This window comes from Hydrogenophaga pseudoflava, assembly GCF_031020795.1.
Taxonomy (GTDB): domain Bacteria; phylum Pseudomonadota; class Gammaproteobacteria; order Burkholderiales; family Burkholderiaceae_C; genus Hydrogenophaga; species Hydrogenophaga pseudoflava_A.
This window is the reverse complement of record NZ_JAVHJP010000005.1, coordinates 79,921-103,988: the sequence shown is the minus strand read 5'-3', so window position 1 is coordinate 103,988 and position 24,068 is coordinate 79,921. Positions and strand designations below refer to the sequence as shown.

Here is a 24,068-nt window from a genome sequence, read left to right as displayed (position 1 = left end):
GGAGGAGTTGCGTCGAGTTGTTTGCCGCATTCGGTACAAGTGACCTCGTCGTTGTCGAAAGGCATTCGTCCTCCACGTTGGTTACGTCACCTCAGGCATCACCATCGCCCGCCGCATGAACTCATCAAACAGCGGCACGGTGAACGCCGTCTCGCCGTGGTTCGGACTCCAGACCATGCCCTTGTTGATCAGACTGCTGCGCACGGGGGCGAAGGTGTTGACCGACTTGCCCAGCTTTGCGGCGATGTCGCCTGAACGGTGTGGGCCGGGGCCGAGCTCCGCCATGGCGCGCAGGTAGCGGCGTTCGCTGGGGTTGCACCGGTCGAAACGGACTTTGAAAAAGCCTTCGTCCAGGGCTGCGATCGTTAGCGGCTCTGCGGTCTGAACGTCTTGAGGCGTGATCGGGCTGGCGGACGCGGCGTCCCAGGTCTGCTTGCTCCACTCCTGCAGGAAGTACGGGTAGCCCTGAGTGACGTCGATGATCCGGTCTACAGCGTCGGGTGCAAAACTGACCTTGAGTGCTTCTGCCGGTTTGGTGATGGCCAGGGCAGCATCGGTCCGGCTCAGCGGTCCCACGACGGGATAGTCGAACAGGCGCTCGGCATACGACTTGGCTTTGCCCGCCTTGCCCACCAGCTGTGGCAGTCCGGCACCAACGAGCATGACTGGCAGCTTCTGCTGGGCGCAGCGGTGCAAGGCGGTGATCAGCGCCGCCAGCTGTTCCTCTTCCACGTACTGCAGCTCGTCGATGAACAGCACGACGGCGGTTCGGGCTTGCTTTGCAGCGAGCCCCACCTGTTCGAGCAGGGTGGCGAGGTCGCCTTCAAGGTCACCGTTGTCAGCCAGCCCCTGCTCGGGCTCCAGGTCGATACCGACCTCGATGTCGTCGTATTTCAGCTTGAGGGCCTTAGCAAAACCCGCCAGGGCGCGCAGGCCCCGCTGTGCCAGTGCCTTGGCGTTCTCGATGGTGCTGAGCTTGAGAAGGGCCAGCCGCAGCTGCGGGCTCAGCAGCGCCGGTAAGGAGCGGTTTTCCGGCGCTTCCAGGCGAAGGGTTTGCACGCCCGATTGCTCCGCGTCCTGCCGCATCTGTTCCAGCAGCACGGTTTTGCCCACACCGCGCAGGCCGACGAGGATCATGCTCTTGGCGGGGTTGCCGATGCGCACGCGGCCGATGGCAACTTCCAGGCGCCGCCGCAACTCGTCGCGACCGGCCAGTTCGGGCGGGGGCGTGCCGGCGCCGGGGGAGTATGGGTTGTGGATAGGGTCCATGGTTTCGACTGAAGTTATCTAAATATACATGTTTTCGTTAATTTCTATAACTTCAATATGTGGCTCACCCCCACACCGCATCCAGCGCCCCCAGCGCCGCCGCGATCACCGGCTCGCCTGCCCGCTCCGCGAGGCACACCAGACCGAGATCGCATTCCAGCGCCACCTGGTCGGCCACCACCAGCCCGTGCGCCTGCGCCTCGCGCATCGCAATGGCGTCGCGCACCAGTGACAGACCCACGCCGCTCTTCACCAGATCGAGCATCGACGCCTCCTGATCCACCAGCGCCACGCGCCTCGGCTCGATGCCAGTGAGCGACCCCGGCCCGAATACGCGGCGCTGCAGCCGGTGGTGCGCGCTGGCCGGTGGCGTGGCCAGCCAGGGCAGGGCGGCCAGGGCCTTCCAGTCCTTGCCTTTGACCTGCGGCCCCCAGCCGGCGGGCGCGAGCACGCGGTAGGTGAAGCGGGTGAGCGCCCGCAGCCGGTAGGGCGGGCCCAGCGGGTCCTGCGGCAGATCGAGGAAGAAGCCGACGTCGAGTTCGCCGCGCGCGATGCGCGCCAGCACGTCGCCGCTCATGCCCTGGCCCAGTTCGGTGTGCACCTGCGGCGTGGTCTCGACCAGCTGTTTGAGGAAGGCGCCCAGGCGGGTGAACTCGGGGTCGAGGATGGTGCCGATGCGAAGCGTGCCGCGCACGGTCTGGTGCAGCGCGGCGGCGGCCTGGCCGAAGTCCGACAGGGCTGCGAGCGCGCGGTCGGCCAGCGGCAGCAGGGCGGCGCCGTCGCGCGTGAGCGCCATGCCTTGCGGCGTGCGCGTGAACAGCTGCAGGCCGGTGGCCTCGGCCAGGGTCTTGAGCTGCAGGCTCACCGCGGGCTGGCTCAGGTGCAGGCGCTGCGCCGCGCGCGAGACGTTGCCTTCGCGGGCGACGGCGACGAAGGCGCGCAAAGTCTGCGGGTCGGTGGCGGGAAGACGGGTGGGCCGGTGGGCAGTCATGGGCAGCGGATATTTGTCGGACTTATACCGTGCCTTGGCCGATTTCATTGGGAAAAGCCCTGAGCTTCGGGCACAGTTTCGCGTCAGGCAGGCAAGCCATCATCAGCCCGGCCAATGAACAGAACGACCCGGAGACTCCCCGCATGAGCGAGCACAACGCGACCTTCGACTACGTGATCATCGGTGCCGGCACGGCCGGCTGCCTGCTTGCCAACCGGCTCTCGGCCGACGCCAGCAAACGTGTGCTGCTGATCGAGGCGGGCCGCAAGGACGACTACCACTGGATCCACATCCCGGTCGGCTACCTGTACTGCATCGGCAATCCGCGCACCGACTGGCTCTACCAGACGGAGCCCGACCCCGGCCTGAACGGACGCAAGCTGCGCTACCCGCGCGGCAAGACCCTGGGCGGCTGCTCGAGCATCAACGGCATGATCTACATGCGCGGCCAGGCGCGCGACTACGACCAGTGGGCGCAACTCACCGGCAACGGCGAATGGGCCTGGGACAACGCGCTGCCTTACTTCAAGCTGCACGAAGACCACCACAAGGGAGCGAGCGCGCTGCACGGCGCCAAGGGCAGTCCGTCCGAACTGCTGGCCCAACCGGCCACCGCCGAAGAAGACCTGTGGCGCCACCTGCTGCGCCACCACCAGGCCGGCGGCGAGTGGCGCATCGAGAAACAGCGCCTGCGCTGGGACATCCTGGACGCGTTCGCGCAGGCGGCGGTGCAGGCAGGCATTCCGGCCACCAACGACTTCAACCGCGGCGACAACGAGGGCGTGGGCTATTTCGAGGTGAACCAGAAGGCGGGCTGGCGCTGGAACGCGGCCAAGGCCTTCGTGCGCCCGACCTGTTACGCGCGGCCCAACTTCGAGCTCTGGACCTCGGCCCAGGTGGCGAAGCTGGACACCACGCCGCAGGCCGACGGCACGCTGCGCTGCACCGGGGTGCAGGTCTGGACCGGGCAGGAGATGGTGACCGTGACCGCGAAGCAGGAGGTGGTCCTGAGCGCGGGCAGCATCGGCTCGGTGCAGATCCTGCAGCTCTCGGGCATCGGCCCCGGCGCGCTGCTGCAGCGGCACGGCATCGCGGTCGCGAAAGACCTGCCCGGCGTGGGCGAGAACCTGCAGGACCACCTGCAGATCCGCTCGGTCTACAAGGTCCAGGGCGCCAAGACCCTCAACACGCTGGCGAACTCGCTCTGGGGCAAGGCGGCGATCGGGCTCGAATATGCGCTGCGGCGCAGCGGGCCGATGAGCATGTCGCCGAGTCAGCTCGGCGCGTTCACGAAAAGCGACCCGTCGCAGCCGCACGCCAACCTCGAATACCACGTGCAGCCGCTCTCGCTCGACGCCTTCGGCGAGCCGCTGCACGGTTTTCCGGCGTTCACGGCGAGCGTCTGCAACCTCAACCCGAGCAGCCGCGGCCATGTGCGCATCCAGAGCCCGCGCTTCGAGGACGCACCGGCCATCGCCCCCAACTACCTCGCCACCGAAGAGGACCGCAAGGTGGCGGCCGACAGCCTGCGCGTGACGCGTCGCATCGTGGGCCAGCCGGCGCTGGCGAAGTTCAAGCCCGAAGAGTTCAAGCCCGGCGTGCAGTACCAGAGCGACGAAGAACTGGCGCGCCTGGCCGGGGACATCGCCAGCACCATCTTCCACCCGGTCGGCACCGCCAAGATGGGGCGCGACGATGACCCGATGGCGGTGGTGGACAGCCACCTGCGGGTGCGGGGCGTGGCCGGGCTGCGCGTGGTCGATGCCGGCGTGATGCCGACCATCACCAGCGGCAACACCAACAGCCCGACGCTGATGATCGCGGAGAAGGCGGCGCGCTGGATCGTGTCCGGCCGGTAAAGATCCGGACACAGGCGCCCGGGCGCGGGGTGCCCTGCCTACACTGGGCCCAGTCGGGCGCGGCAGGCGCGCCCGTGTGCCGGTGTTCCCATGTCCGATCCTGCTGCCCTTCCATCCCCCGTGCATTGCCTGCTGGTCGACGACGACCCCAGCATCCGCGAACTGCTCACCGGCTTTCTTCAGCCCTTCGGCATGCGGCTGGACGCGGTGGCCGACGGTGACGGCCTGCGCCAGCGCCTGCCCTCGGCCGCGGTCGACGTGCTGCTGCTGGACCTGATGCTGCCCGGCGAGAGCGGGCTGGACCTGTGCCAGTGGGTCAAGCGGGTGCAGCCCGGTCTGCCGGTGATCATGCTGACCGCGCAGGGCGACACGCTCTCGCGCGTGCTGGGCCTGGAGCTGGGAGCCGACGATTACCTGCCCAAGCCCTTCGAGCCGCGCGAGCTGGTGGCGCGCATCCGGGCTGTGCGTCGCAGCACCAGCGCCTCGCCTCAGGCCCAGGCGTCTGCCGCGGTGCGCATCGGGGGCTGGCGCTTCGAGCGTGTGCAGCGTCGGCTCTACGACCCCGAGGGCGTGATGCACACGCTTTCGGCGGCCGAGTACCGGCTGCTGGTCGCCTTCGTCGACCACCCCGAGCAGGCGCTATCGCGCGACCGCCTGCTGGAGCTGACCCGCGCACCGGGGGTCGACACCAGCGAGCGCAGCATCGACCTGGCCGTCTCGCGCCTGCGCCACAAGCTGGGCGACCCCGATGCGCAGCACGGCCTCATCCGCACCCTGCGGGGCACGGGTTACCTGTTCGCACCCCGGAGGGCCGTGCCGTGAGCCGCAGCGCCTGGCGCGAACGCCTGCGCCGCATCGACACCCTGTTCCTGCGCCTGTTCCTGCTGATGTGGGTGACCCTGGTGATCAGCCACCTGTTCGCCTTCTCGGTGGTGTCGCCGGCCGGCACCGGCTGGGTCGCGCGCCTGCCGTCCGAAGGCGTCTCGGCCCTGCCGCCGCTGCCCTCGCTGCCACCGGTCGGGCCACTGGACATCCGGAGCCCGCGCGACGCGGGCACGCCACCTTCCGGGCCGGTGGCGGAGCTGCCGCCACGCCGCGGCCAGCCGCTGCCGGGTCTGCCCGCACGCAGCCTCTGGCTGGACTTCGGCCTGCGCGCGCTGCTGATCGGTGTGGGCGCGGCCATCGGCGCGCGCTGGCTCTCGGCGCCGATGCGGCGCCTGGCCCAGGCCTCGGCCACGCTGTCGCAGGGCCTGGCCGAGGGGCGCGACCCGCCCACGCTGGATGAGGGCCGTGGCACGGCCGAAGTGCGGGCGTCTGCGCAGGCTTTCAACCGCATGGCGCAGGCGCTCAAACAGCAGTTCGAGCAGCGCAGCCTGCACATGGCCGCGGCCTCGCACGACCTGCGCACGCCGCTCACCCGGCTGCGCCTGCGACTGGAGCAGCTGCCCCCGAAAGCGGCGCAGGCGGCGGCGCAGGACATCCGCGCCATGGACGAACTGATCGATGCCTCGCTGGCGGTGGTGCGCGAACAGTCCACCGGCGCACCACCTGCGCTGATGGACCTGGGAGCGTTGCTGCAGTCGCTGGTCGACGACCGCGCCGAGCAGGGCCAGGCGGTCGTGCTGGTCGAACCGGCCGGGGGAACGCCGCCGCTGCGCGTGCGCGCGCACCCGGCCTCGCTGCGCCGCATCGTGGACAACCTGGTCGACAACGCGCTGCGCTACGGAAGGGTGGCGCGGCTGGATGCACGGCGGGAGGGCGGCGTGTCGGACGGCGAGGTGCGGGTGACGGTGGACGACGACGGTCCGGGCATCGCACCCGATCTGGTGCCGCAGGTGCTGCGTCCCTGGGTCCGGCTGCCGGCGGGCGAGGGCGCCCCCGGACCCGCGGGCAGCGGTCTGGGCCTGGCCATTGCCCACGACCTGGCGCAGCGCGAGGGCGGCCGCCTGCTGCTGGAGACCCGTGCCGAAGGCGGCCTGCGCGCCACCCTGGTGCTGCCGGTGGCCTGAGGCGCAGCGACAGCGCGCCTTCTGTGTCGGGCCAGACACCAACAGCCGACACCCCCTTCACAGGGGCGCACCAGCATCCGCGGCATGAACACCGTGCCCCATCTGGTCCTCCCGACCACCACCCTGCATGAGCCGCCCGCCATCGCGCCGCGGTCGCCCCGGACGCTGCTGGCGGTGCAGCCCACCCACCGGCCTTACCCGGTGCGCGAGTTCGTCGACGCCTCGCCCGAGCGGGGCAGCGACCTCGCCCGGCAGAGCCCCGGCGTGCCCCTGACGCTGGCGCTGCGCCTGCAGGACGGCCGCGGCCAGGCGATCCAGCGCGCGGCGGTCTACATCTGGCACTACGACCCTTGCTGCTGGACCCTGGACGCGGCGGAGGACGACCTGCGCACGGTCGCGCTGATGCGGGGCGTGCAGCTGAGCGACGAAGAGGGCGGGCTGTGCTTCCACACCGTCTACCCGGGCCGCTACCTCGACAACAGCGTGCCGGTGTACCTGCGGGTCTATTTCAACGACGGGAGGCACGTGGTCGCGCGCGCCGACGGCTGCCTGCTGCTGCCCTCGCTGCCGCCGGAGGACGACGAGGCGCTGCAGATCGCGCCGCTGGCCCTGCCCACGCTGCGCAAGCCACCGTGCCTGGACGTGCATCGCACCCGCACGCTGTGGCCGGACCGCCTGGTCGCCGACTTGGGCGGCGGGGGGCTGCGCGCCGAGCTGACCCTGGGGCTGGCCCTGGACGACGCGCCCGGCGCGGGGCCCCACTGAGCCACCGCGATCCGGCCGCGGCGGAGGGGGTCACCTCAGCCGGCCGACGTAGCGGGCACTGGGGTCGCCGGGCGCAGCCAGCGGCGCCGGTGCGGACACCGGCGCGCTGGGCCGGCGCACCGGAATCAACAGCGACTCCAGCCGCTCGGCCAGGGGCAGCAGCTCGTCCAGGCCGTCTTCGCGGGCGCGCTCGCGGGCAAAGCTGACGACCGCCTGCGCATATTCCACGTTGCTCACCATCCACTCGGTGTCGGTCACGCGGCCGGTCTTGCGGCGCAGCAACACGTGCAGGTGGGCGGCGGCGGCGAATGCATCGTTTTGCGACATGGTGTTTTCCTCTTCCAGCGACGGCCGGTGTGCTGCATTTCCTGTGCCATCTGTCCTGGGCACCAAGGGAAAGCCCGTATGCACGGGTCTGGTGCGGGCGGCTACAGTACCGCCACTCGCAAACGGCGCCAGACGCCGCGACCGCGGGGGACCGAGGAGACAACCCAGTCCTATCAGAACAAATCCTTCAGCGTCCCAAGAGATGCACCGAACCATCAGCCGACCCTTGAGGGTCGGCTTTTTTTTGCCCGCACAGTCGACCACCTGCGGGATGCGGGGTGGAAATTTATCTTCCAGTTTGTTTCAAAAATCGGAAGGTCAGTGGATACCTCGGACGGGGGATGAGGCGGACAGTCCGGCAGGCTTTGAAAAAAATTGTTTCTTGACAAGGACTTGCGAGCTGCCGTTGGTGTTTTCCCTTGGTGATGGAATCGTGGCCCGCGGATTGCGAACGGTCACACACCTGCCCATTCCCCAGGGATGCGGGCGGGACCCGGATCCGCCCCACACAGCCCACGGAGACACCCCAAGATGGAAACCTTTTACGAGGTCATGCGCCGCAAAGGCATTTCGCGCCGCAGCTTTCTGAAGTACTGCTCGCTCACCGCCACCTCGCTGGGGCTGGCGCCGTCCTTTGTGCCCCAGATCGCGCACGCGATGGAGAACAAGCCGCGCACCCCGGTGCTCTGGCTGCACGGGCTGGAGTGCACCTGCTGCACCGAATCCTTCATCCGTTCGGCCCACCCGTTGGCCAAGGACGTGGTGCTCTCGATGATTTCGCTCGACTACGACGACACCCTGATGGCCGCCGCGGGCCACCAGGCCGAGGCCATCCTCGAAGAGATCATGACCAAGTACAAGGGCAACTACATCCTCGCGGTCGAGGGCAACCCGCCCCTGAACGAAGACGGCATGTTCTGCATCCAGTCGGGCAAGCCCTTCATCGAGAAGCTGCAGAAAGTGGCCAAGGACGCCAAGGCCATCATCGCCTGGGGTTCCTGCGCCAGCTGGGGCTGCGTGCAGGCCGCCAAGCCCAACCCGACCCAGGCCACGCCGATCCACAAGGTCATCACCGACAAGCCCATCATCAAGGTGCCGGGCTGCCCGCCCATCCCCGAGGTGATGACGGGCGTGATCACCTACATGCTGACGTTTGACCGCATCCCCGAGCTGGACCGCCAGGGCCGCCCGAAGATGTTCTACAGCCAGCGCATCCACGACAAGTGCTACCGCCGCCCGCACTTCGACGCCGGCCAGTTCGTCGAAGCCTGGGACGACGAGTCCGCGCGCAAGGGCTACTGCCTCTACAAGGTCGGCTGCAAGGGCCCGACCACCTACAACGCCTGCTCCACGGTCATGTGGAACGAAGGCACCAGCTTCCCGATCAAGGCCGGCCACGGCTGCATCGGCTGCTCGGAAGACGGCTTCTGGGACAAGGGTTCGTTCTACGACCGCCTGACCGACATCCACCAGTTCGGCATCGAGGCCAACGCCGACGAGATCGGCGGTACGGCGGCCGGCGTGGTGGGCGCTGCGGTCGCGGCGCACGCCGCCATCTCGGTGGCCAAGCGGGCGCGCGACACGTCCAAAGAGAAGTCCAACACCAACGCCTGACGCAGAACAAGGACAAGACCATGGGTGCTTACGAAACACAGGGCTTCAAGCTCGACAACTCCGGCCGCCGCGTGGTGGTCGACCCCGTGACCCGCATCGAGGGCCACATGCGCTGCGAGGTCAACCTCGACAGCAACAACGTCATCCGCAACGCCGTCTCCACCGGCACCATGTGGCGCGGTCTGGAGGTGATCCTCAAGGGCCGCGATCCGCGCGACGCCTGGGCCTTCGTGGAACGCATCTGCGGTGTCTGCACCGGCTGCCACGCGCTCACCTCGGTGCGCGCGGTGGAAGACGCGCTGGGCATCAGGATCCCGCTGAACGCCCACCTCATCCGCGAGATGATGGCCAAGACCCTGCAGGTGCACGACCACGCGGTGCACTTCTACCACCTGCACGCGCTGGACTGGGTGGACGTGGTCTCGGCGCTCAACGCCGACCCCAAGAAGACCAGCGAGCTGCAGCACCTGGTCTCGCCGGCGCACCCGCTGTCTTCGCCCGGCTACTTCCGCGACGTGCAGAACCGTCTCAAGAAGTTCGTCGAGAGCGGCCAGCTGGGCCCGTTCAGCAACGGCTACTGGGGCTCCAAGGCCTACGTGCTGCCGGCCGAGGCCAACCTGATGGCCGTGACCCACTACCTGGAAGCCCTGGACCTGCAGAAGGAATGGGTCAAGGTGCACACCATCTTCGGCGGCAAGAACCCGCATCCGAACTACATGGTGGGCGGCGTGCCGTGTGCGATCAACCTCGACGGCGACGGCGCGGCCGGCGCGCCCATCAACATGGAGCGCCTGAACTTCGTCGAAGCCCGCATCAAGGAGATGATCGAGTTCAACAACAACGTCTACATCCCGGACGTGCTGGCCATCGGCACCATCTACAAGCAGGCCGGCTGGCTCTATGGTGGCGGCCTCTCGGCCACCAACGTGGCCGACTACGGTACCTACGAGAAGGTGCCGTATGACCACAGCACGCACCAGCTGCCCGGGGGCGTGATCCTGGACGGCAACTGGGACAAGATCGAACCCATCGACCCGCGCGACCCCGAGCAGGTGCAGGAGTTCGTGACCCACAGCTGGTACCAGTATGCGGACGAAACCAAGGGCCTGCATCCCTGGGACGGCGTGACCGAGGCGAACTACAAGCCCGAGGGCCCGAACTTCAAGGGTTCGCGCACCAAGATCGAGCAGCTCGACGAATCGGCCAAGTACTCCTGGATCAAGTCGCCGCGCTGGCGCGGCCACGCGGTCGAGGTCGGCCCGCTCTCGCGCTACATCCTGGGCTATGCCCACGCGATGAAGGGCAACAAGTGGTGCCAGCGCGTGAAGGAGCAGGTGGACGCCTCGGCGGTCGCCATCAACAGCGCCATCCCCAAGGCCCTTGGCCTGCCGGAGACGCAGTACACCGCCAAGCAGCTGCTGCCCACCACCATCGGCCGCACCCTGGCGCGCGCGCTGGAGAGCCAGTACGCCGGCGAGATGATGATGGACGACTTCCGCCAGCTGGTGGCCAACATCAAGGCCGGGGACACGTCCACCGCCAACGTCGAGAAGTGGGACCCCGCCACCTGGCCCAAGGAGGCCAAGGGGGTGGGCACGGTGGCCGCGCCGCGCGGCATGCTGGGCCACTGGATCAAGATCAAGGACGGCAAGATCGAGAACTACCAGTGCGTGGTGCCCACCACCTGGAACGGCTCGCCGCGCGACGCCAAGGGCCAGATCGGCGCCTTCGAGGCTTCGCTCATGAACACGCCCATGGTCAACCCCGAGCAGCCGCTGGAGATCCTGCGCACCCTGCACAGCTTCGACCCCTGCCTGGCCTGCTCCACCCACGTGATGAGCCCGGACGGTCAGGAGATGGCCAAGGTCACCGTCCGTTGAACACACCAGACAACGAGGAGAAACACATGCAAGCGAAACACATCCGTCGCGTGGCCGCCGCCGCGCTGCTGGCCGGGCTCGCCGGCGCCGCACAGGCGCATCCCGGCCACGGCGCCACCAGCCTGATGCAAGGCCTGGTCCACCCCTTTGGTCTGGACCACCTGCTGGCCATGGTGGCCGTGGGCGTCTGGTCGGTCAGCGCCCTGCCGCAGGGCAAGGCCTGGCAGGGCCCGGCCGCCTTCCTGGCGGCGCTGGTCGTCAGCGCCGCCCTGGGCGCGGCCGGCGTGACGCTGCCGTTCCTGGAGCAGGGCGTGGCGCTGTCGGTGGCGCTGTTCGGCGCCCTGCTGGTGCTGGCCCGCCGCCCGATGCCCGCGTCGCTCGGCCTGGGCCTGGTGGCCGCCGCGGCTTCGCTGCACGGTCTGGCCCACGGCGCCGAAACGCCGGCCACCGGCTTCGCCGGCTACGCCATCGGCTTCCTCGCCACCACCGCCGCCCTGCACCTGGGCGGCGTGGGCCTGGGCCTGTCCATCCGCCGCTGGCTGGCCGCGCGCAGCGGCCTGGCGCTGGGCGGGCTGGGCGCGCTGCTCGGCGGCGCCGGCCTGGTCCTCTTCGGCCAGCTGGCCGCCTGACGGCCCCACCCCTTCGCACAGGAGATCACCATGTCCTCCCTGTCCGCACAAGAACTGGCGCAGCAGCGCCTGGCCGATGTCACCGGCATCGACGAGAGCGCCGTCTCGCATGGCCAGAGCACCAAGTCGGTCTATGTGTACGAAGCCCCGGTGCGCGTCTGGCACTGGGTCAACGTCGCCGCCATCACCGTGCTGTGCCTCACCGGCTACTTCATCGGCAAACCGCTGCCGACCATGCCCGGCGAGGCCAGCGCGCACTACCTGATGGGCTACATCCGCTTCGCGCACTTCACGGCCGGCTACATCCTGGCCATCGGCCTGCTCGGCCGCGCCTACTGGGCGCTGGTGGGCAACCACCACGCGCGCGAACTGTTCTGGGTGCCGCTGTTCCAGAAGGCCTACTGGGGCGAGATCCTCACCATGCTCAAGTGGTACGCCTTCCTGATCCCGCGGCCGGGCCGCTACGTGGGCCACAACCCGCTGGCGCGGCTGGCGATGTTCTCGGGCTTTCTGGTGCTGATGATCTTCATGATCGTCACCGGCTTCGCGCTCTACAGCGAAGGCGCGGGCGCCGGCTCGTGGCAGGACACGCTGTTCGGCTGGGTGATCCCGCTGTTCGGCCAGAGCCAGGACGTGCACACCTGGCACCGCCTGGGCATGTGGGCCATGATCATGTTCATCACCCTGCACGTCTACGCGGCCATCCGCGAGGACATCATGGGTCGCCAGTCCATCGTGTCCACGATGATTTCCGGCCGTCGGACCTTCAAGGACTGACGTCGTGAACAAGGTCGCCGCCAGCTGGTCGATTCCCCCGCGCGGTGTGCCGGTGCGTGCACCGCTGCACCCGGGGCGCCTGCTGGCGCGCACCTGCCTGGCGCCGCTCTCGCTCAACCAGAGCGAGGCGGCCCGGCTGCTGGGCCTCTCGCGCCGCCGCCTGCACGAGCTCGTGCACGGCCAGCGCGCCATGTCGCCCGACACCGCCATCCGTTGCGCCCGCCAGTTCGGCATCGACGCCGGCTTCTGGCTCGCGCAGCAGGCCGCCTGGGACAGCTTCCACGCCTGGAAGCGGCTGTGTGCCCAGGACAGCGCGGCCGCCCCTTCCCCCTCCCACTGACGCCCATAAGGGACTTCCAGCCATGAGCGCCATTCCGACCGAATCGACCTGTCACCCCGGGGGTGACACCCCGCCGGCCCGCATCGTCGTGCTGGGCATCGGCAACCTGCTCTGGGCCGACGAAGGCTTCGGCGTGCGCTGCATCGAAGCGCTGCAGCGCCGCTACGAGTTTGCCGACCACGTGCAGCTGATCGACGGCGGTACGCAGGGCCTGTACCTGATCCAGCACGTGCAGGAAGCCGACGCGCTGCTGATCTTCGACGCCATCGACTACGGCCTCGAACCCGGCACGCTCAAGCAGGTGCGCGACGACGAGGTGCCGCGCTTCATGGGCGCGAAGAAGATGAGCCTGCACCAGACCGGCTTCCAGGAGGTGCTGTCACTGGCCACGCTGACCGGCAAGTACCCGCAGCGCGTGCTGCTGATCGGCTGCCAGCCGCAGGAGCTGGAGGACTACGGCGGCAGCCTGCGCCCGGTCGTCAAGGCCGCGATGGAAGACGCGCTGGCCCTCGGCGTGGCCGAGCTGGAACGCTGGGGCGCGCAGCCGGTGGAGCGCCAGACCCCGCTGGCCCCGCGCGAGGCCGTGACGCTGGACGAACTGGCTTTGACCGCCTACGAGGCGCAAAGGCCCGCCGCGGAAGAAGCCTGCCGCATCGGCGACGAACGCTTCATGCCGAAAGCCGAGGCCTGAACCATGTGCATCGGCATCCCCATGCAGGTGATCGAGGCCGACGGCCGCTTCGCGCTGTGCGAGGGCCGCGGCGAGCGCCGCCGCATCAACACCGCCCTGGTCGGCGGTGTGGTGCCCGGCGACTGGCTGCTGGTCTTTCTCGACGACGCGCGCGAAGCCATCGACGCCGACCGTGCGGCCGAGGTGAACGCCGCGCTGAATCTCGTGCTCGGTGCCATGCAGGGCGCCGACCTTTCGAGCGACATCGACTTCGCTCTGCCATCGCAGATGAGCCCCGAACAGATGCGCGCCCTCACCGGCGCCTGAACACAAGGAGACACCATGATTGAAACTGCAGAAGCCCACGCCCCGCTGGTCCAGCGCCTGGCCCGCGACTTCGGCGCGACCTGGGTCGACGAGACCAGCGTCGCCGAATGGACCGCCGGCGGCGGCGAGCGCGTCGTGCTGCTGGCCGGCGACCCCGTGCGTTTTCCCGAAGGCGTGGACGTGGCGGCCGTGCTGCCCGAGCTGATGAAGTCGTTCCCGAACCGCTTTGCCGTGGCTGTGGTGCCGCGCGACCACGAGGACGCGGTGGCCAAGCGCTATGGCTCGCAGCGCTGGCCCTCGCTGCTGTTCTTCCGCGACGGCCAGTACGTCACCGCGATCGCCGGCATGCAGGACTGGGACGTGTACCTGTCCGGCGTCGCCGCCGCCCTGGCCATGCCGCCCTCGCGCCCGCCCACCATCGGCATCCCGGTGGTCAGCCAGACCGGTGGCGCCGGCAGCAGCTGCCACTGAGCCCGCCGACCGAACCCCCACAGGAGACCGCATGAAAGCCTTCCCCATTCCCGTCGTCGCCCTTGGCCCCGGCACCCAGACCGAGGACGAGAACCTCGACTACCTGCCCATGCCCAAGGACATGGACACCTACCGCGCGCCCATGCTGCCCGAGCCGGAGGAAATCGCCGGCCGCGCGGCCGCACGCGAGGCCCTGGTCAAGGTGCTGGCGCTGCTGGACCAGGCCGCCGATGGGGCGCCCGGCGGGCAGGTGGGTCTGCTGTCGCTGTCGCCCGAAGACCGGCAGCTGGTCAACCAGGTGATGGGCGAGGGCGAGGCCAGCGCCATCGTGCGCGAGGAGGACTCGCCGCTCGAAGTGCGCATCCAGGAGTCGGTGTTCGCCGGTGTCTGGCGCCTCATGACCTTCAGCGACGGCGTGCTGGTTGACGACGTGATCGAGGTCGGCCCGGTGCCCGCCCTGCTGCGGGTGGTGGCCGAGGAAGACGCCGAGCGCGAATACCGGCCCTGGCTCGGGCCGCTGCCGCCCAATGTGCAGAACGCGCCCCTGCTGGTGGAGGAGGTGCGCGACCAGGTGGCGCGCTGGCAGCCGGGCCGGACCTCGCACGTCATCAACCTGACGCTGCTGCCGGTCACGCCGGAAGACATCGGCTTTCTCGACCACCAGCTGGGCACCGGCCGCGTGCTGCTGCTCTCGCGCGGCTACGGCAACTGCCGCATCTCGAACACGCGCCTGCCGAACTGCTGGCGCGTGGTGTACTACAACTCCATGGACAAGGTGATCCTCAACACGGTCGAGGTGGTCGACATGCCCGAGGTGGCGATGGCGGCGCCCGAAGACCTGCGCGACTCGCACGAGCGGCTGCAGGATGTGCTCGGATACCTCGAACAATCATGAGCGGCTTTGACGGTCAGGGCTTTGAAGGTTCGTACCTCGGCAACCGCGAGGTGCTGCGGCCCGGCTCGCGCCTGGAATGCAAGATCTGCTGGTGGGTCTACGACCCGGCCACGGGCGACCCGCAGTGGCAGATCCCGCCCGGCACGCCGTTCGCCGAGCTGCCGCCGCACTGGCGCTGCCCCAACTGCGACTGCGACGCCGCGCAGTTTTTGTTGCTGCCGGACTGAGACCATGGAACACCGCGTGTCCGCCCTGGTGCAGTTCTACCGCCTCGTGCAGACGGAGCGCATGCAGGGCGTGCCCATCCTGAACCCGGCGCTGTCCGTCGAGGCCGTCGGCTTCCAGTGGTGCGACGAAGAGCGGACCGTGGCCGAGGGCGTGCTCATCACGCCCTGGTTCATGAGCCTGGTGCGGCTGCCGCGGGCGGTGGAAGGCCATGGCGGCCGCGTCGCGCGCAAGGCGGTGCACGGCTTCGGCAGCGAGCGCTTCGAGTTCATCGGCGCGCACGACCCGGCCGTGGGCTACCACGAGACCTGCGCGCTGTTCTCGCCCATGGGCGGCTTCCGGTCGCAGGAGCAGGCGCGTGAAACAGCGCTGGCCTCGCTGGCCCTGCTGCGGCCCGCGCCGGAGCCCGTCGCGGAACCGGTGCCCGCCCGGCGCGCGTTCTTCACCGGCCGCCGCAGCGCGCCGGGCGCATCGGTATGACCGACCCGCCCGATCTCGCCGGCCGCCTGTGCGTGCGCCCCGGGGCGCCGCTGGCCCAGGCGCTGCACAGCAGCCGGCGCGACTGGGCCGGTCGGCTCGGTCAGGGCCAGCCGGCCACCGCGCTGCCCGGCCTGCTGGCGGGCCTGTTCAACCTCTGCAGCCACGCGCACCGGCTCTGCGCCCAGCTGGCCATCGCGGCGGCCCGGCCGGGCGCCGGTCCCGCGCCCACCGACGTGGCGCAGCGCCTGCGCCACGAGACCGCGCAGGAGCATGTGCGCCGCATCGGACTGGACTGGCCGCGCATGCTCGGGCCGGCGGATGGCGACGCCCCGGGCGCCGCGCTGCGGTCTCTGCAGGCCTGCCCGCTGCTGCGCCCTGCGGCTCCGGGCGACGACCCCTGGCCCGCCGCGCTCGACTGGCTGCAGCGCGAGTGCCTGCACATGCCCGCGGCCACCTGGCTGCGCGCCTGGCAGGCCTGCGGCGCCGACTGGCTGCTCGACTGGAGCGAGCGCCACCCCGGTTGGCTGCCGGCCCTGGTGCGCGGCGCGCGCGAGGCGGACAGCGGGCGCGCGCTCGACATGACGCGGGCCCTGCGCGCGCATGGTCAGGACGACCAGCTGCGCACGCTGGCCGCCGCGCTGGCGCTCAAGCCGGGCTTTGCCCTGCAGCCGCTGTGGCACGGCGCCTGCGCCCACACCGGCCCCTGGGCGCGCCTGCACAGCGCCGACGACGGCCTGCCGCTCTCGCCTTGGTCTCTGATGGGCAGCCGCCTGGCCGAGCTGGTGCGGCTGTGCCTGCCGGACGGCCCGGGGCAAGGCAGTGGCTGGCTGCGCCACGGCGCGCTGTGCACCGCCGAGGGCCAGGGCCTGGCCTGGGTCGAGATGGCGCGCGGCCTGCTGGTGCACCAGGTGGAGCTCGAGGCCGCTGCGCCGGTGGTGCGCGCCTGCCGCGTGCTGGCACCGACCGAGTGGAACTTCCACCCGGCCGGCGAGGTGGCGCGCCGCATCTCGGCGCTGGACCTCACGCTGCCCGCCGCGCTGCGCACGCGCCAGCTGAACCTGCTGATGGCGGCGTTCGACCCCTGCGTGCCGTTCGAGGTCGGGGCCGCGCCTGCGGTGAACGGGGAGGTGAGCCATGCATGAAGCCAGCCTGGCCGGTGGCGTGCTGCAACTGGTGGAAGACACGGCGCGGCGCGAAGGCTTTGCGCGCCTGCTGGAACTGCGGCTCGAAGCCGGACAGCTGGCGGGCGTGGATGTCCGTGCGCTGCGCTTCGCGCTGGAGAGCCTGGCGCCCGGCACCCTGCTGGACGGCGCGCGCATTCAGATCGACGAGCCGCCCGGCCATGCCTGGTGCATGAAGTGCGCACAGACCGTGGCCATCGCCCAGCGCGGCGACGCCTGCCCCGCCTGCGGCGGCCACCAGCTGCAGCCCACGGGCGGCATGGGATTGCGCGTGGTGGACATGCGTGTGAGTGATGATTGAAACAACGTTGAAGGAGACCGACCATGTGTGTCGTGTGTGGATGCAGTGACAACAGCCCGGCCCATGCCCGGCATGTGCGGACCCGGGACGGCGAAGCCGGCGTGATCACGGTGAACCCGGCCAATGGCGACCTGCACTTCGGTGCCGGTGCGGCCCGCGTGTCGGTGCCCGGGATGAGCCAGGAACGGGCGATCAAGCTGGAGACCGACATCCTGGGCGCGAACAACCGCGTGGCCCGGCAGAACCGCGCCCATTTCGAGTCCCACGGCGTCACGGCGCTCAACTTCGTCTCCAGCCCCGGTTCGGGCAAGACCACGCTGCTCTGCGCCACCATCGAGGCGCTCAAGGCGCGCCAGCCCGGCCTGCACGTCGCGGTGATCGAGGGCGACCAGCAGACCAGCTTCGACGCCGACCGCATCCGCGCCACCGGCGCGCCCGCGATCCAGGTCAACACCGGCAAGGGCTGCCACCTCGACGCGCCCATGGTGGCCGAGGCGTTTGCGCAGCTGCACACGCATGAGCACTCGCACGACCATTCGCACGACCATGGCCATGCACACGATCACGGCCACTCGCATGGTCACGATCACCACCACCACGGTGAGGCCCAGAGCCTGCTGTTCATCGAGAACGTCGGCAACCTGGTCTGCCCTGCGGTGTGGGACCTGGGCGAGGCGGCGAAGGTGGCCATCCTCTCGGTGACCGAGGGCGAGGACAAGCCGCTGAAGTACCCCGACATGTTCGCGGCCTCGCAGCTGATGATCCTGAACAAGACCGACCTGCTGCCGCATGTGAAGTTCGACGTGGCGCGCTGCATCGACCTGGCACGGCGCGTGAACCCGGCGATTGAAGTCATCCAGTTGTCCGCCACGACCGGGGAAGGCATGGACGCCTGGCTGAATTGGTTGGACCACGCTGTTCACACCCACTGACCATGTCCACCACCGTGCTCGCCGTCGGCGCCTGGCTCAAGAACGTGGCCTGCCTCGTTCTGCAGGGCCATGCGCACTGGTCGCCGGTGCATGGCGACCTGAGCGACCCGGCGGCCTGCGACGCGCTGGAGCGCTCGGTGCAGGCGCTGGCGCGGCAGGCGGCCGAGGCCGGCGCACCGGTGCAGGCCATCGCACACGACCTGCACCCCGACTTCTTCAGCACCCAGCTGGCCATCGCCACCGCCGCGGCGCTGGGCGTGCCCGCCATCGGCGTGCAGCACCACCACGCGCACCTGGCGGCGGTGATGGCCGAACACGGCCTCGAAGGCCCGGTGGTGGGTCTCGCGCTCGATGGCGTGGGCCTGGGCGTCGACGGAACACCCTGGGGCGGCGAACTGCTCTGGCTCGACGGCGCGCGCTGGGCACGACTGGGCCACCTGCAGCCGCTGGCCCTGCCGGGCGGCGACCGGGCGGCGCGCGAACCCTGGCGCATGGCCGCGAGCGCGCTGCATGCGCTGGGCCGCGCCGACGAGATCGTGCCGCGCTTCGCCCCGGTGGTGGGCGAGGCCGTGGCCGCGGGCATGCGACAGATGCTCGACAAAAACCTGAACTGCCCGCTGACCAGCAGTGCCGGCCGCTGGTTCGACGCCGCCGCGGGCGCGCTCGGCCTGTGCCACCACCAGCGGGACGAGGCCCAGGCGGCCATCGCGCTGGAACAGGCCGCTGCCCGCGCCCTGGCCGCGCAGCCCGACCTGCCACCGCTCGCCGGCGCGGTGGTCGCCGACGGGGTGGTCGATCTGCGCCCCGTGCTCGCCCGGCTGTTCGACGCGCCCGATGCCGACACCGCGGCGGCCGGCTTCCACCTGGCGCTGGCCGACGTGCTGGCCGCGGCGCTGACCGCCGCCGCGCGTGAGCGCGACATCCACACCGCGGCGCTGGGCGGCGGCTGTTTTTTCAACCGCATCCTGCGCAAGCGCACGGTGCAGCGGCTGCGGGCCGCGGGTCTGCAGGTGTTCCAGACCGGCGACCATGGCTGCGGCGACGCCGGGCTGGCCATCGGCCAGGCCTGGGTGGCCGCGCAGCAGCTCCAGACCCCACGACCCGAATCCCCCGTTGAGGAGAGCCTTCCATGTGCCTAGCCATTCCCGCGCGCCTCGTCGAGAAGCGTGACCACGACCAGGCGGTGGTCGACCTCGGCGGCATCCGCAAGCCCGTGTCCATCGCCCTGGTGCCCGAGGCCGAGGTCGGCGACTACGTGATCGTGCACGTGGGCCACGCCATCGGCATGATCGACCCGGAAGAGGCCGAAAAGACGCTGGCGCTGTTCGCCGAAATGCAGGCGGAAGAGGAAGGAGCCGCACGATGAAATACATCGACGAATTCCGCGACGGAGACCTCGCGCGCCAGATTGGTGAACGCATCCGCGCCGAGGCCGACCCGCAGCGCGCCTACAGCTTCATGGAGTTCTGCGGCGGCCACACCCACGCCATCAGCCGCTACGGCGTGCTCGAACTGCTGCCGTCCAACGTGCGCATGGTCCACGGCCCCGGCTGCCCGGTCTGCGTGCTGCCCATCGGCCGCATCGACCTGGCGATCCGCCTCGCGCTGGAGCGCGACGCCATCGTCTGCACCTACGGCGACACCATGCGCGTGCCGGCCAGCGACAGCCTGTCGCTCATCAAGGCCAAGGCGCGCGGCGGCGACATCCGCATGGTCTATTCGGCCGCCGACGCGCTGGCCATCGCGCGCGCGAACCCGCAGCGCGAGGTGGTGTTCTTCGCCATCGGCTTCGAGACCACCACGCCGCCCACGGCGCTGGCCATCCGCGACGCGCAGCGCGAAAGCCTGGCCAACTTCAGCGTGCTGTGCTGCCACGTGCTCACGCCCTCGGCCATCACCCACATCCTCGAATCGCCCGAGGTGCGCCAGTTCGGCACCGTGCCCATCGACGGCTTCGTCGGCCCGGCCCACGTGAGCATCGTCATCGGCAGCCAGCCCTACGAGCACTTCGCCGAGGAGTACCGCAAGCCGGTGGTGATCGCCGGCTTCGAGCCGCTGGACGTGATGCAGGCCATCCTGATGCTGGTGCGCCAGGTCAACCGCGGTGCCGCGCACGTGGAGAACGAGTTCACCCGCGCCGTCACGCCCGAGGGCAACCTGCGCGCGCAGGCCCTGGTGTCCGAGGTGTTCGAGCTGCGGCCCAGTTTCGAGTGGCGCGGCCTGGGCGAGGTGCCCTACAGCGCGCTCAAGATCCGTGAAGCCTTCGCGGCCTTCGACGCCGAGCGCCGCTTCGACCTGGCCTACCGGTCGGTGCCCGACAACAAGGCCTGCGAGTGCGGCGCCATCCTGCGCGGCGTCAAGCGCCCGACCGACTGCAAGATCTTCGGCACCGTCTGCACGCCCGAGAACCCGGTCGGCTCCTGCATGGTGTCCAGCGAAGGCGCCTGCGCCGCGCACTACACCTACGGGCGCTTCCGCGACATCCCCATCGTGCCGGCACCCGTCGAGGAGACCGCGCCATGAGAACCGAACACGACCAGGGTGGTGCCGGCGAGGCACCCGCCCCCAAGCCCGTGAAGAAGAACTACATCCGCCCGCTGGACATCAAACACGGCCGCATCGACATGGGCCACGGCGCGGGCGGCAAGGCCGCGGCGCAGCTGATCGAGGAACTGTTCCTCGCGGCCTTCGACAATCAGTTCCTGCGCCAGGGCGACGACGGCGCGGTGCTGGCGCTGCCGGCCTTCGACCCGGCCGAGGGGCGCCTGGTGATGGCGACCGACGGCCACGTGATCTCGCCGCTGTTCTTCCCGGGTGGCGACATCGGCTGCCTGTCGGTGCACGGCACGGTCAACGATGTGGCCATGTCGGGTGCACGCCCGCTGTACCTGAGCGCGAGCTTCATCATCGAAGAAGGCTTCCCGCTGGCCGACCTGCAGCGCATCGTGCAGAGCATGGCCGCGGCGTCGCGCGAGGCCGGCGTGCCGGTGGTGACCGGCGACACCAAGGTGGTGGAGCAGGGCAAGGGCGACGGCGTGTTCATCAGCACCACCGGCGTCGGCGTGCTGCCGCCGGGCGTGTCCATCAGCGGGCGCCACGCGCGGCCGGGCGACGTGGTGCTGGTCTCGGGCAGCATCGGCGACCACGGCGTGGCCGTGCTCTCACAGCGCGAGTCGCTGGCCTTCGAGACCACCATCGAGAGCGACACCGCCGCCCTGCACACCTTGGTGGCCGCGATGCTGGCGGCCGCACCGGGCGCCGTGCGCGTGCTGCGCGACCCGACGCGCGGCGGCCTGGCCACCACGCTCAACGAGGTCGCGCGCCAGTCGGGCGTGGGCATGCTGCTGCAGGAGGCGGCCATTCCCGTCAAGCCGCAGGTGGACGCGGCCTGCGAGCTGCTGGGCCTGGACCCGCTCTACGTGGCCAACGAGGGCAAGCTGATTGCGGTGGTGGCGCCCGAGGCGGCCGAGGCCGTGCTCGCCGCCATGCGCGCCCACCCGCTGGGGCAGGACGCGGCCCGCATCGGAGAGGTCACCACCGACCCGCACCATTTCGTGCAGATGGCCACGCGCTTCGGTGGGCGGCGCGTGGTGGACTGGCTGAGCGGAGAACAGCTGCCCAGGATTTGTTGACGACACCCCCCTGCGCCGCTGCGCGGCTTCCCCCCGCTCTGGCGCGCCTTCGGCGCTGGGCAGGGGGACGGCACCTGTGGCCCGGCGGAGCCGGTTCCACGGTGCCCCTGGTGGTGGCCCCTCGCGCCGAGGACGGTGTTGGATACGACAAGAGACGAGGAGACGTGGGATGTCTGGTCTGGTGTTTCGCAAGACGGAGAGTGGCAAGGCCGAGATTGCGCAGCGCAGCGCGGGCCTGGTGCCGGCCGCGCGGCAGCTGCTGATCCTGGTGAACGGGGTGGACAGCGTGCAGGCGCTGCTGGCCAAGGGCCTGGGCGATGTGCGCGGGCATCTGGAGACCTTGCTGTCGCTGCACCTGATCGAGCCGGTGCCGGCCGCGCCCAAGACCGCGCCGCCGCCCACCGTGGCGCCCGCACCCGAAGCGGACGAACCGCAGCGCCTGCTGGCCCTGCAGCGCCGCGCCTGGCAGACGCTGCAGCCGCACTTCGGGCCCGACACGCCCACGGTGGCGCAGGAGCTGCTGGCCGCGCGCACCGTCGCGCAGTACCAGGCGGCGCTCGACGGCATCCAGTCCAAGCTCGCCATCTACATGGGGCGCAAGCAGGCCGAGCGCGAGATCGACGCCCTGCGCCGCTGAAACCCCGCCATCTGAGCCATGTCCCTGCGCATCCTGCTGCTCTGCCACAGCTTCAACAGCCTCAGCCAGCGCCTGTACGCCGAGCTGCGCGCGCGCGGGCACCGAGTGAGTGTCGAGCTGGACATCGCCGACAGCGTGACCGAAGGGGCGGTGGCCCTCGCGCAGCCCGACCTGGTGCTGGCGCCTTTTCTCAAACGCCGCATCCCGGCCTCGGTCTGGCAGCGCGTGCCCTGTTTCGTGGTGCACCCCGGCCCGCCGGGCGACCAGGGACCGAGCGCGCTGGACTGGGCGGTGCTCGCGCGCCAGCCGCGCTGGGGCGTGACCGTGCTGCAGGCCGACGGCGAGTTCGACGCCGGCCCGGTCTGGGCCCACGCGTCGTTCGACATGCGCGCCACCACCAAGGGCCACCTGTACCGGCGCGAGGTGACCCGCGCCGCACTGCAGGCCACGCTGGCGGTGGTGGAGCGCTTCGCAGCCGGCGAGCGCGAGGCGCCTGCAGGACGATTCGCCGCCGGGCCGCCCCAAGGCGAATCAGCCTCCGGACCCGGCAAGGACCGGGACCCTTCCCTGTCCTGGGGCAGCGACCCGCGCAGCGGCGGAGCGTGGGGGCGTGGCTGGCGTCCGGCGATGAAGCAGGCCGACCGCGCCATTCACTGGTCGCGCGACGACACCGCCACCGTGCTGGCCCGGCTGCGCTGCGCCGACGGCCAGCCCGGCGTGCTGGACGCGCTCTGGGGCCGGCCCTGTTACCTGGGCGACGCCCACCCGGCCAGCGCCGCGGTCGTCGCCGAATTCGCGGGGCGTGCGCCGGGCGAACCGCTGGCGGTGCGTGACGGCGCGCTGCTGCGCCGCACGGTCGATGGCGGGGTGTGGATCGGCCAGGCACGGCTGGCCGATCCGCCGGGCACAGCGCCCGGTCAGGGGCATTTCAAGCAGGCGGCGGTCGAACTGTTCGCGGCCGAGGCGGCGGCGCTGCCGCAGCGGCCCGCGCCGCTGATGCGGGCCGAGGACGAGTGGGCCGAACTGCGCTACACCGAACACGGTCCCGCGGGCGCGCGCGTGGGCTGCCTGAGCTTCGACTTCTGCAACGGCGCCATGAGCACCGACCGCTGCGAGCGCCTGCGCGCCGCACTGCTGGCCGTGCGCAAGCGGCCGACGCAGGTGCTGCTGCTCATGGGGGGGGAGGGCTTCTTCAGCAACGGCATCGACCTCAACAGCATCGAGGCCGCGGCGCACCGCCCCGGCGACAGCGCAGCCGACGAGTCCTGGCGCAACATACAGGCCATGGACGATGTGGCGCTGGCGGTGCTGGAGACCACCGACCGCCTCACCGTGAGCGTGATGCGCGGCAACGCGGGCGCGGGCGGCGTGTTCCTGGCGCTCGCGGCCGACCATGTCTGGGCGCACGAGGGCGTGGTGCTCAACCCGCACTACAAGAACATGGGCAACCTCTACGGCTCGGAGTACTGGACCTACCTGCTGCCACGCCGCCTGGGCGAGGCCGGCGCGCGCGACCTGATGGCCGGCCGCCTGCCGCTGCGCGCCACCGACGCGCAGCGCATGGGCCTGGTCGACGCCTGCGACGAGGGGCCGCGCGAGGGCTACGAAACCCGCGTCATCGAACGTGCGCTGGCCCTGGCCGGCTCCTACAATCATCCCGAACAGGTGGCGGCCAAACAGGCCCGGCGTGCCGCCGACGAGGCGCACTGCCCGCTGGCCCGCTACCGCGAACAGGAACTGGCGCGCATGCACCGCAACTTCTACGGCTTCGACCCGAGCTACCACGTGGCCCGGCACCACTTCGTGCACAAGCTGCCGCATGCCTGGACACCGCGCCACCTCGCCACCCACCGCTGA

The 24,068-nt window shown here is 70.4% G+C and carries 27 protein-coding genes; 24 read left to right on the top strand and 3 right to left on the bottom strand.

Annotated elements, in window-relative coordinates; all coding sequences use genetic code 11:
* Positions 1 to 81 precede the first annotated feature (81 nt).
* Both RCO38_RS16780 and RCO38_RS16775 read right to left on the bottom strand, forming a co-directional pair.
* Complete coding sequence (locus tag RCO38_RS16780) at positions 82 to 1,269, bottom strand: ATP-binding protein (protein WP_308329494.1); 1,188 nt, start codon at positions 1,267 to 1,269, stop codon at positions 82 to 84.
* Positions 1,270 to 1,333: 64 nt separating this feature from the next.
* Positions 1,334 to 2,260, bottom strand: a complete 927-nt coding sequence (locus RCO38_RS16775) for a LysR family transcriptional regulator (protein WP_308329493.1) — start codon at positions 2,258 to 2,260, stop codon at positions 1,334 to 1,336.
* 143 nt (positions 2,261 to 2,403) lie between these two features.
* On the opposite strand from RCO38_RS16775, the gene RCO38_RS16770 reads away from it, so the two are divergent.
* From RCO38_RS16770 to RCO38_RS16755, 4 genes are all read left to right on the top strand, one after another.
* The gene (locus RCO38_RS16770; RefSeq protein WP_308329492.1) at positions 2,404 to 4,119 is read left to right on the top strand and encodes a GMC family oxidoreductase; all 1,716 of its coding nucleotides are present in this window, start codon (positions 2,404 to 2,406) and stop codon (positions 4,117 to 4,119) included.
* Positions 4,120 to 4,209: 90 nt separating this feature from the next.
* Positions 4,210 to 4,941, top strand: a complete 732-nt coding sequence (locus RCO38_RS16765; protein WP_308329491.1) for a response regulator transcription factor — start codon at positions 4,210 to 4,212, stop codon at positions 4,939 to 4,941.
* On the top strand, positions 4,938 to 6,128 hold the full coding sequence (locus RCO38_RS16760; protein WP_308329490.1) for an ATP-binding protein: 1,191 nt from the start codon (positions 4,938 to 4,940) through the stop codon (positions 6,126 to 6,128). The genes RCO38_RS16765 and RCO38_RS16760 overlap by 4 nt, the downstream gene beginning before the upstream one ends.
* Before the next feature lie 84 nt (positions 6,129 to 6,212).
* Complete coding sequence (locus RCO38_RS16755; protein WP_308329489.1) at positions 6,213 to 6,893, top strand: hypothetical protein; 681 nt, start codon at positions 6,213 to 6,215, stop codon at positions 6,891 to 6,893.
* 30 nt (positions 6,894 to 6,923) lie between these two features.
* On the opposite strand, the gene RCO38_RS16750 is transcribed toward RCO38_RS16755, so the two are convergent.
* Positions 6,924 to 7,220, bottom strand: a complete 297-nt coding sequence (locus tag RCO38_RS16750; RefSeq protein WP_308329488.1) for a hypothetical protein — start codon at positions 7,218 to 7,220, stop codon at positions 6,924 to 6,926.
* A 531-nt stretch (positions 7,221 to 7,751) separates the two neighbouring features.
* On the opposite strand from RCO38_RS16750, the gene RCO38_RS16745 reads away from it, so the two are divergent.
* From RCO38_RS16745 to RCO38_RS16650, 20 genes are all read left to right on the top strand, one after another.
* Positions 7,752 to 8,834, top strand: a complete 1,083-nt coding sequence (locus tag RCO38_RS16745; protein WP_308329487.1) for a hydrogenase small subunit — start codon at positions 7,752 to 7,754, stop codon at positions 8,832 to 8,834.
* Between the two features lie 20 nt (positions 8,835 to 8,854).
* Positions 8,855 to 10,714, top strand: a complete 1,860-nt coding sequence (locus RCO38_RS16740) for a nickel-dependent hydrogenase large subunit (RefSeq protein ID WP_308329486.1) — start codon at positions 8,855 to 8,857, stop codon at positions 10,712 to 10,714.
* 26 nt (positions 10,715 to 10,740) lie between these two features.
* Positions 10,741 to 11,343: a HupE/UreJ family protein gene (locus RCO38_RS16735; protein ID WP_308329485.1), complete on the top strand. Its 603-nt coding sequence runs from the start codon at positions 10,741 to 10,743 to the stop codon at positions 11,341 to 11,343.
* A 30-nt stretch (positions 11,344 to 11,373) separates the two neighbouring features.
* Complete coding sequence (gene cybH / locus RCO38_RS16730; RefSeq protein WP_308329484.1) at positions 11,374 to 12,120, top strand: Ni/Fe-hydrogenase, b-type cytochrome subunit; 747 nt, start codon at positions 11,374 to 11,376, stop codon at positions 12,118 to 12,120.
* A gap of 4 nt (positions 12,121 to 12,124) precedes the next feature.
* On the top strand, positions 12,125 to 12,460 hold the full coding sequence (locus RCO38_RS16725) for a HigA family addiction module antitoxin (RefSeq protein WP_308329483.1): 336 nt from the start codon (positions 12,125 to 12,127) through the stop codon (positions 12,458 to 12,460).
* A 22-nt stretch (positions 12,461 to 12,482) separates the two neighbouring features.
* On the top strand, positions 12,483 to 13,151 hold the full coding sequence (locus RCO38_RS16720; RefSeq protein WP_308329482.1) for a HyaD/HybD family hydrogenase maturation endopeptidase: 669 nt from the start codon (positions 12,483 to 12,485) through the stop codon (positions 13,149 to 13,151).
* A gap of 3 nt (positions 13,152 to 13,154) precedes the next feature.
* On the top strand, positions 13,155 to 13,457 hold the full coding sequence (locus tag RCO38_RS16715) for a HypC/HybG/HupF family hydrogenase formation chaperone (RefSeq protein WP_308329481.1): 303 nt from the start codon (positions 13,155 to 13,157) through the stop codon (positions 13,455 to 13,457).
* A gap of 15 nt (positions 13,458 to 13,472) precedes the next feature.
* Positions 13,473 to 13,928 (top strand): hydrogenase, encoded by a 456-nt coding sequence (locus tag RCO38_RS16710; RefSeq protein WP_308329480.1) that lies wholly within the window; start codon positions 13,473 to 13,475, stop codon positions 13,926 to 13,928.
* 31 nt (positions 13,929 to 13,959) lie between these two features.
* The gene (locus tag RCO38_RS16705; protein ID WP_308329479.1) at positions 13,960 to 14,823 is read left to right on the top strand and encodes a hydrogenase expression/formation protein; all 864 of its coding nucleotides are present in this window, start codon (positions 13,960 to 13,962) and stop codon (positions 14,821 to 14,823) included.
* Positions 14,820 to 15,050, top strand: a complete 231-nt coding sequence (locus tag RCO38_RS16700) for a rubredoxin (RefSeq protein ID WP_308329478.1) — start codon at positions 14,820 to 14,822, stop codon at positions 15,048 to 15,050. Before RCO38_RS16705 ends, RCO38_RS16700 begins: the two co-directional genes overlap by 4 nt.
* A 4-nt stretch (positions 15,051 to 15,054) precedes the next feature.
* Entirely contained in the window at positions 15,055 to 15,528 is a 474-nt protein-coding gene (hybE, locus tag RCO38_RS16695) for a [NiFe]-hydrogenase assembly chaperone HybE (protein WP_308329477.1), read from the top strand.
* Entirely contained in the window at positions 15,525 to 16,670 is a 1,146-nt protein-coding gene (locus tag RCO38_RS16690) for a hypothetical protein (protein ID WP_308329476.1), read from the top strand. Before hybE ends, RCO38_RS16690 begins: the two co-directional genes overlap by 4 nt.
* Positions 16,663 to 17,010: a hydrogenase maturation nickel metallochaperone HypA/HybF gene (locus RCO38_RS16685; RefSeq protein WP_308329475.1), complete on the top strand. Its 348-nt coding sequence runs from the start codon at positions 16,663 to 16,665 to the stop codon at positions 17,008 to 17,010. Before RCO38_RS16690 ends, RCO38_RS16685 begins: the two co-directional genes overlap by 8 nt.
* Before the next feature lie 23 nt (positions 17,011 to 17,033).
* Complete coding sequence (hypB, locus tag RCO38_RS16680; protein WP_308329474.1) at positions 17,034 to 17,942, top strand: hydrogenase nickel incorporation protein HypB; 909 nt, start codon at positions 17,034 to 17,036, stop codon at positions 17,940 to 17,942.
* A 2-nt stretch (positions 17,943 to 17,944) separates the two neighbouring features.
* Complete coding sequence (locus tag RCO38_RS16675) at positions 17,945 to 19,081, top strand: Kae1-like domain-containing protein (RefSeq protein ID WP_308329473.1); 1,137 nt, start codon at positions 17,945 to 17,947, stop codon at positions 19,079 to 19,081.
* Positions 19,072 to 19,308 (top strand): HypC/HybG/HupF family hydrogenase formation chaperone, encoded by a 237-nt coding sequence (locus tag RCO38_RS16670; protein WP_308329472.1) that lies wholly within the window; start codon positions 19,072 to 19,074, stop codon positions 19,306 to 19,308. Before RCO38_RS16675 ends, RCO38_RS16670 begins: the two co-directional genes overlap by 10 nt.
* Positions 19,305 to 20,465 carry a hydrogenase formation protein HypD gene (hypD, locus tag RCO38_RS16665; RefSeq protein WP_308329471.1) on the top strand — a complete coding sequence of 387 codons (1,161 nt, stop codon included), beginning with the start codon at positions 19,305 to 19,307 and terminating at the stop codon, positions 20,463 to 20,465. Before RCO38_RS16670 ends, hypD begins: the two co-directional genes overlap by 4 nt.
* Positions 20,462 to 21,574 (top strand): hydrogenase expression/formation protein HypE, encoded by a 1,113-nt coding sequence (hypE, locus tag RCO38_RS16660; RefSeq protein WP_308329470.1) that lies wholly within the window; start codon positions 20,462 to 20,464, stop codon positions 21,572 to 21,574. Before hypD ends, hypE begins: the two co-directional genes overlap by 4 nt.
* Positions 21,575 to 21,743: 169 nt before the next feature.
* Complete coding sequence (locus RCO38_RS16655) at positions 21,744 to 22,211, top strand: hypothetical protein (protein ID WP_308329469.1); 468 nt, start codon at positions 21,744 to 21,746, stop codon at positions 22,209 to 22,211.
* A gap of 18 nt (positions 22,212 to 22,229) precedes the next feature.
* Positions 22,230 to 24,068, top strand: coding sequence for an enoyl-CoA hydratase-related protein (locus RCO38_RS16650; protein ID WP_308329468.1), 1,839 nt, complete (start codon positions 22,230 to 22,232; stop codon positions 24,066 to 24,068).

Coding starts and splice junctions, on each gene's coding strand:
- RCO38_RS16700 (WP_308329478.1), top strand. CDS start 14,820: ATGAGCGGCTTTGACGGTCAGGGCTTTGAAGGTTCGTACCTCGGCAAC.
- RCO38_RS16755 (WP_308329489.1), top strand. CDS start 6,213: ATGAACACCGTGCCCCATCTGGTCCTCCCGACCACCACCCTGCATGAG.
- RCO38_RS16720 (WP_308329482.1), top strand. CDS start 12,483: ATGAGCGCCATTCCGACCGAATCGACCTGTCACCCCGGGGGTGACACC.
- RCO38_RS16655 (WP_308329469.1), top strand. CDS start 21,744: ATGTCTGGTCTGGTGTTTCGCAAGACGGAGAGTGGCAAGGCCGAGATT.
- RCO38_RS16670 (WP_308329472.1), top strand. CDS start 19,072: ATGTGCCTAGCCATTCCCGCGCGCCTCGTCGAGAAGCGTGACCACGAC.
- RCO38_RS16780 (WP_308329494.1), bottom strand. CDS start 1,269: ATGGACCCTATCCACAACCCATACTCCCCCGGCGCCGGCACGCCCCCG.
- RCO38_RS16675 (WP_308329473.1), top strand. CDS start 17,945: ATGTCCACCACCGTGCTCGCCGTCGGCGCCTGGCTCAAGAACGTGGCC.
- RCO38_RS16690 (WP_308329476.1), top strand. CDS start 15,525: ATGACCGACCCGCCCGATCTCGCCGGCCGCCTGTGCGTGCGCCCCGGG.
- RCO38_RS16710 (WP_308329480.1), top strand. CDS start 13,473: ATGATTGAAACTGCAGAAGCCCACGCCCCGCTGGTCCAGCGCCTGGCC.
- hypD (WP_308329471.1), top strand. CDS start 19,305: ATGAAATACATCGACGAATTCCGCGACGGAGACCTCGCGCGCCAGATT.
- RCO38_RS16765 (WP_308329491.1), top strand. CDS start 4,210: ATGTCCGATCCTGCTGCCCTTCCATCCCCCGTGCATTGCCTGCTGGTC.
- hybE (WP_308329477.1), top strand. CDS start 15,055: ATGGAACACCGCGTGTCCGCCCTGGTGCAGTTCTACCGCCTCGTGCAG.
- RCO38_RS16750 (WP_308329488.1), bottom strand. CDS start 7,220: ATGTCGCAAAACGATGCATTCGCCGCCGCCGCCCACCTGCACGTGTTG.
- RCO38_RS16705 (WP_308329479.1), top strand. CDS start 13,960: ATGAAAGCCTTCCCCATTCCCGTCGTCGCCCTTGGCCCCGGCACCCAG.
- cybH (WP_308329484.1), top strand. CDS start 11,374: ATGTCCTCCCTGTCCGCACAAGAACTGGCGCAGCAGCGCCTGGCCGAT.
- RCO38_RS16745 (WP_308329487.1), top strand. CDS start 7,752: ATGGAAACCTTTTACGAGGTCATGCGCCGCAAAGGCATTTCGCGCCGC.
- RCO38_RS16715 (WP_308329481.1), top strand. CDS start 13,155: ATGTGCATCGGCATCCCCATGCAGGTGATCGAGGCCGACGGCCGCTTC.
- RCO38_RS16775 (WP_308329493.1), bottom strand. CDS start 2,260: ATGACTGCCCACCGGCCCACCCGTCTTCCCGCCACCGACCCGCAGACT.
- RCO38_RS16685 (WP_308329475.1), top strand. CDS start 16,663: ATGCATGAAGCCAGCCTGGCCGGTGGCGTGCTGCAACTGGTGGAAGAC.
- RCO38_RS16770 (WP_308329492.1), top strand. CDS start 2,404: ATGAGCGAGCACAACGCGACCTTCGACTACGTGATCATCGGTGCCGGC.
- RCO38_RS16735 (WP_308329485.1), top strand. CDS start 10,741: ATGCAAGCGAAACACATCCGTCGCGTGGCCGCCGCCGCGCTGCTGGCC.
- RCO38_RS16650 (WP_308329468.1), top strand. CDS start 22,230: ATGTCCCTGCGCATCCTGCTGCTCTGCCACAGCTTCAACAGCCTCAGC.
- hypE (WP_308329470.1), top strand. CDS start 20,462: ATGAGAACCGAACACGACCAGGGTGGTGCCGGCGAGGCACCCGCCCCC.
- hypB (WP_308329474.1), top strand. CDS start 17,034: ATGTGTGTCGTGTGTGGATGCAGTGACAACAGCCCGGCCCATGCCCGG.
- RCO38_RS16740 (WP_308329486.1), top strand. CDS start 8,855: ATGGGTGCTTACGAAACACAGGGCTTCAAGCTCGACAACTCCGGCCGC.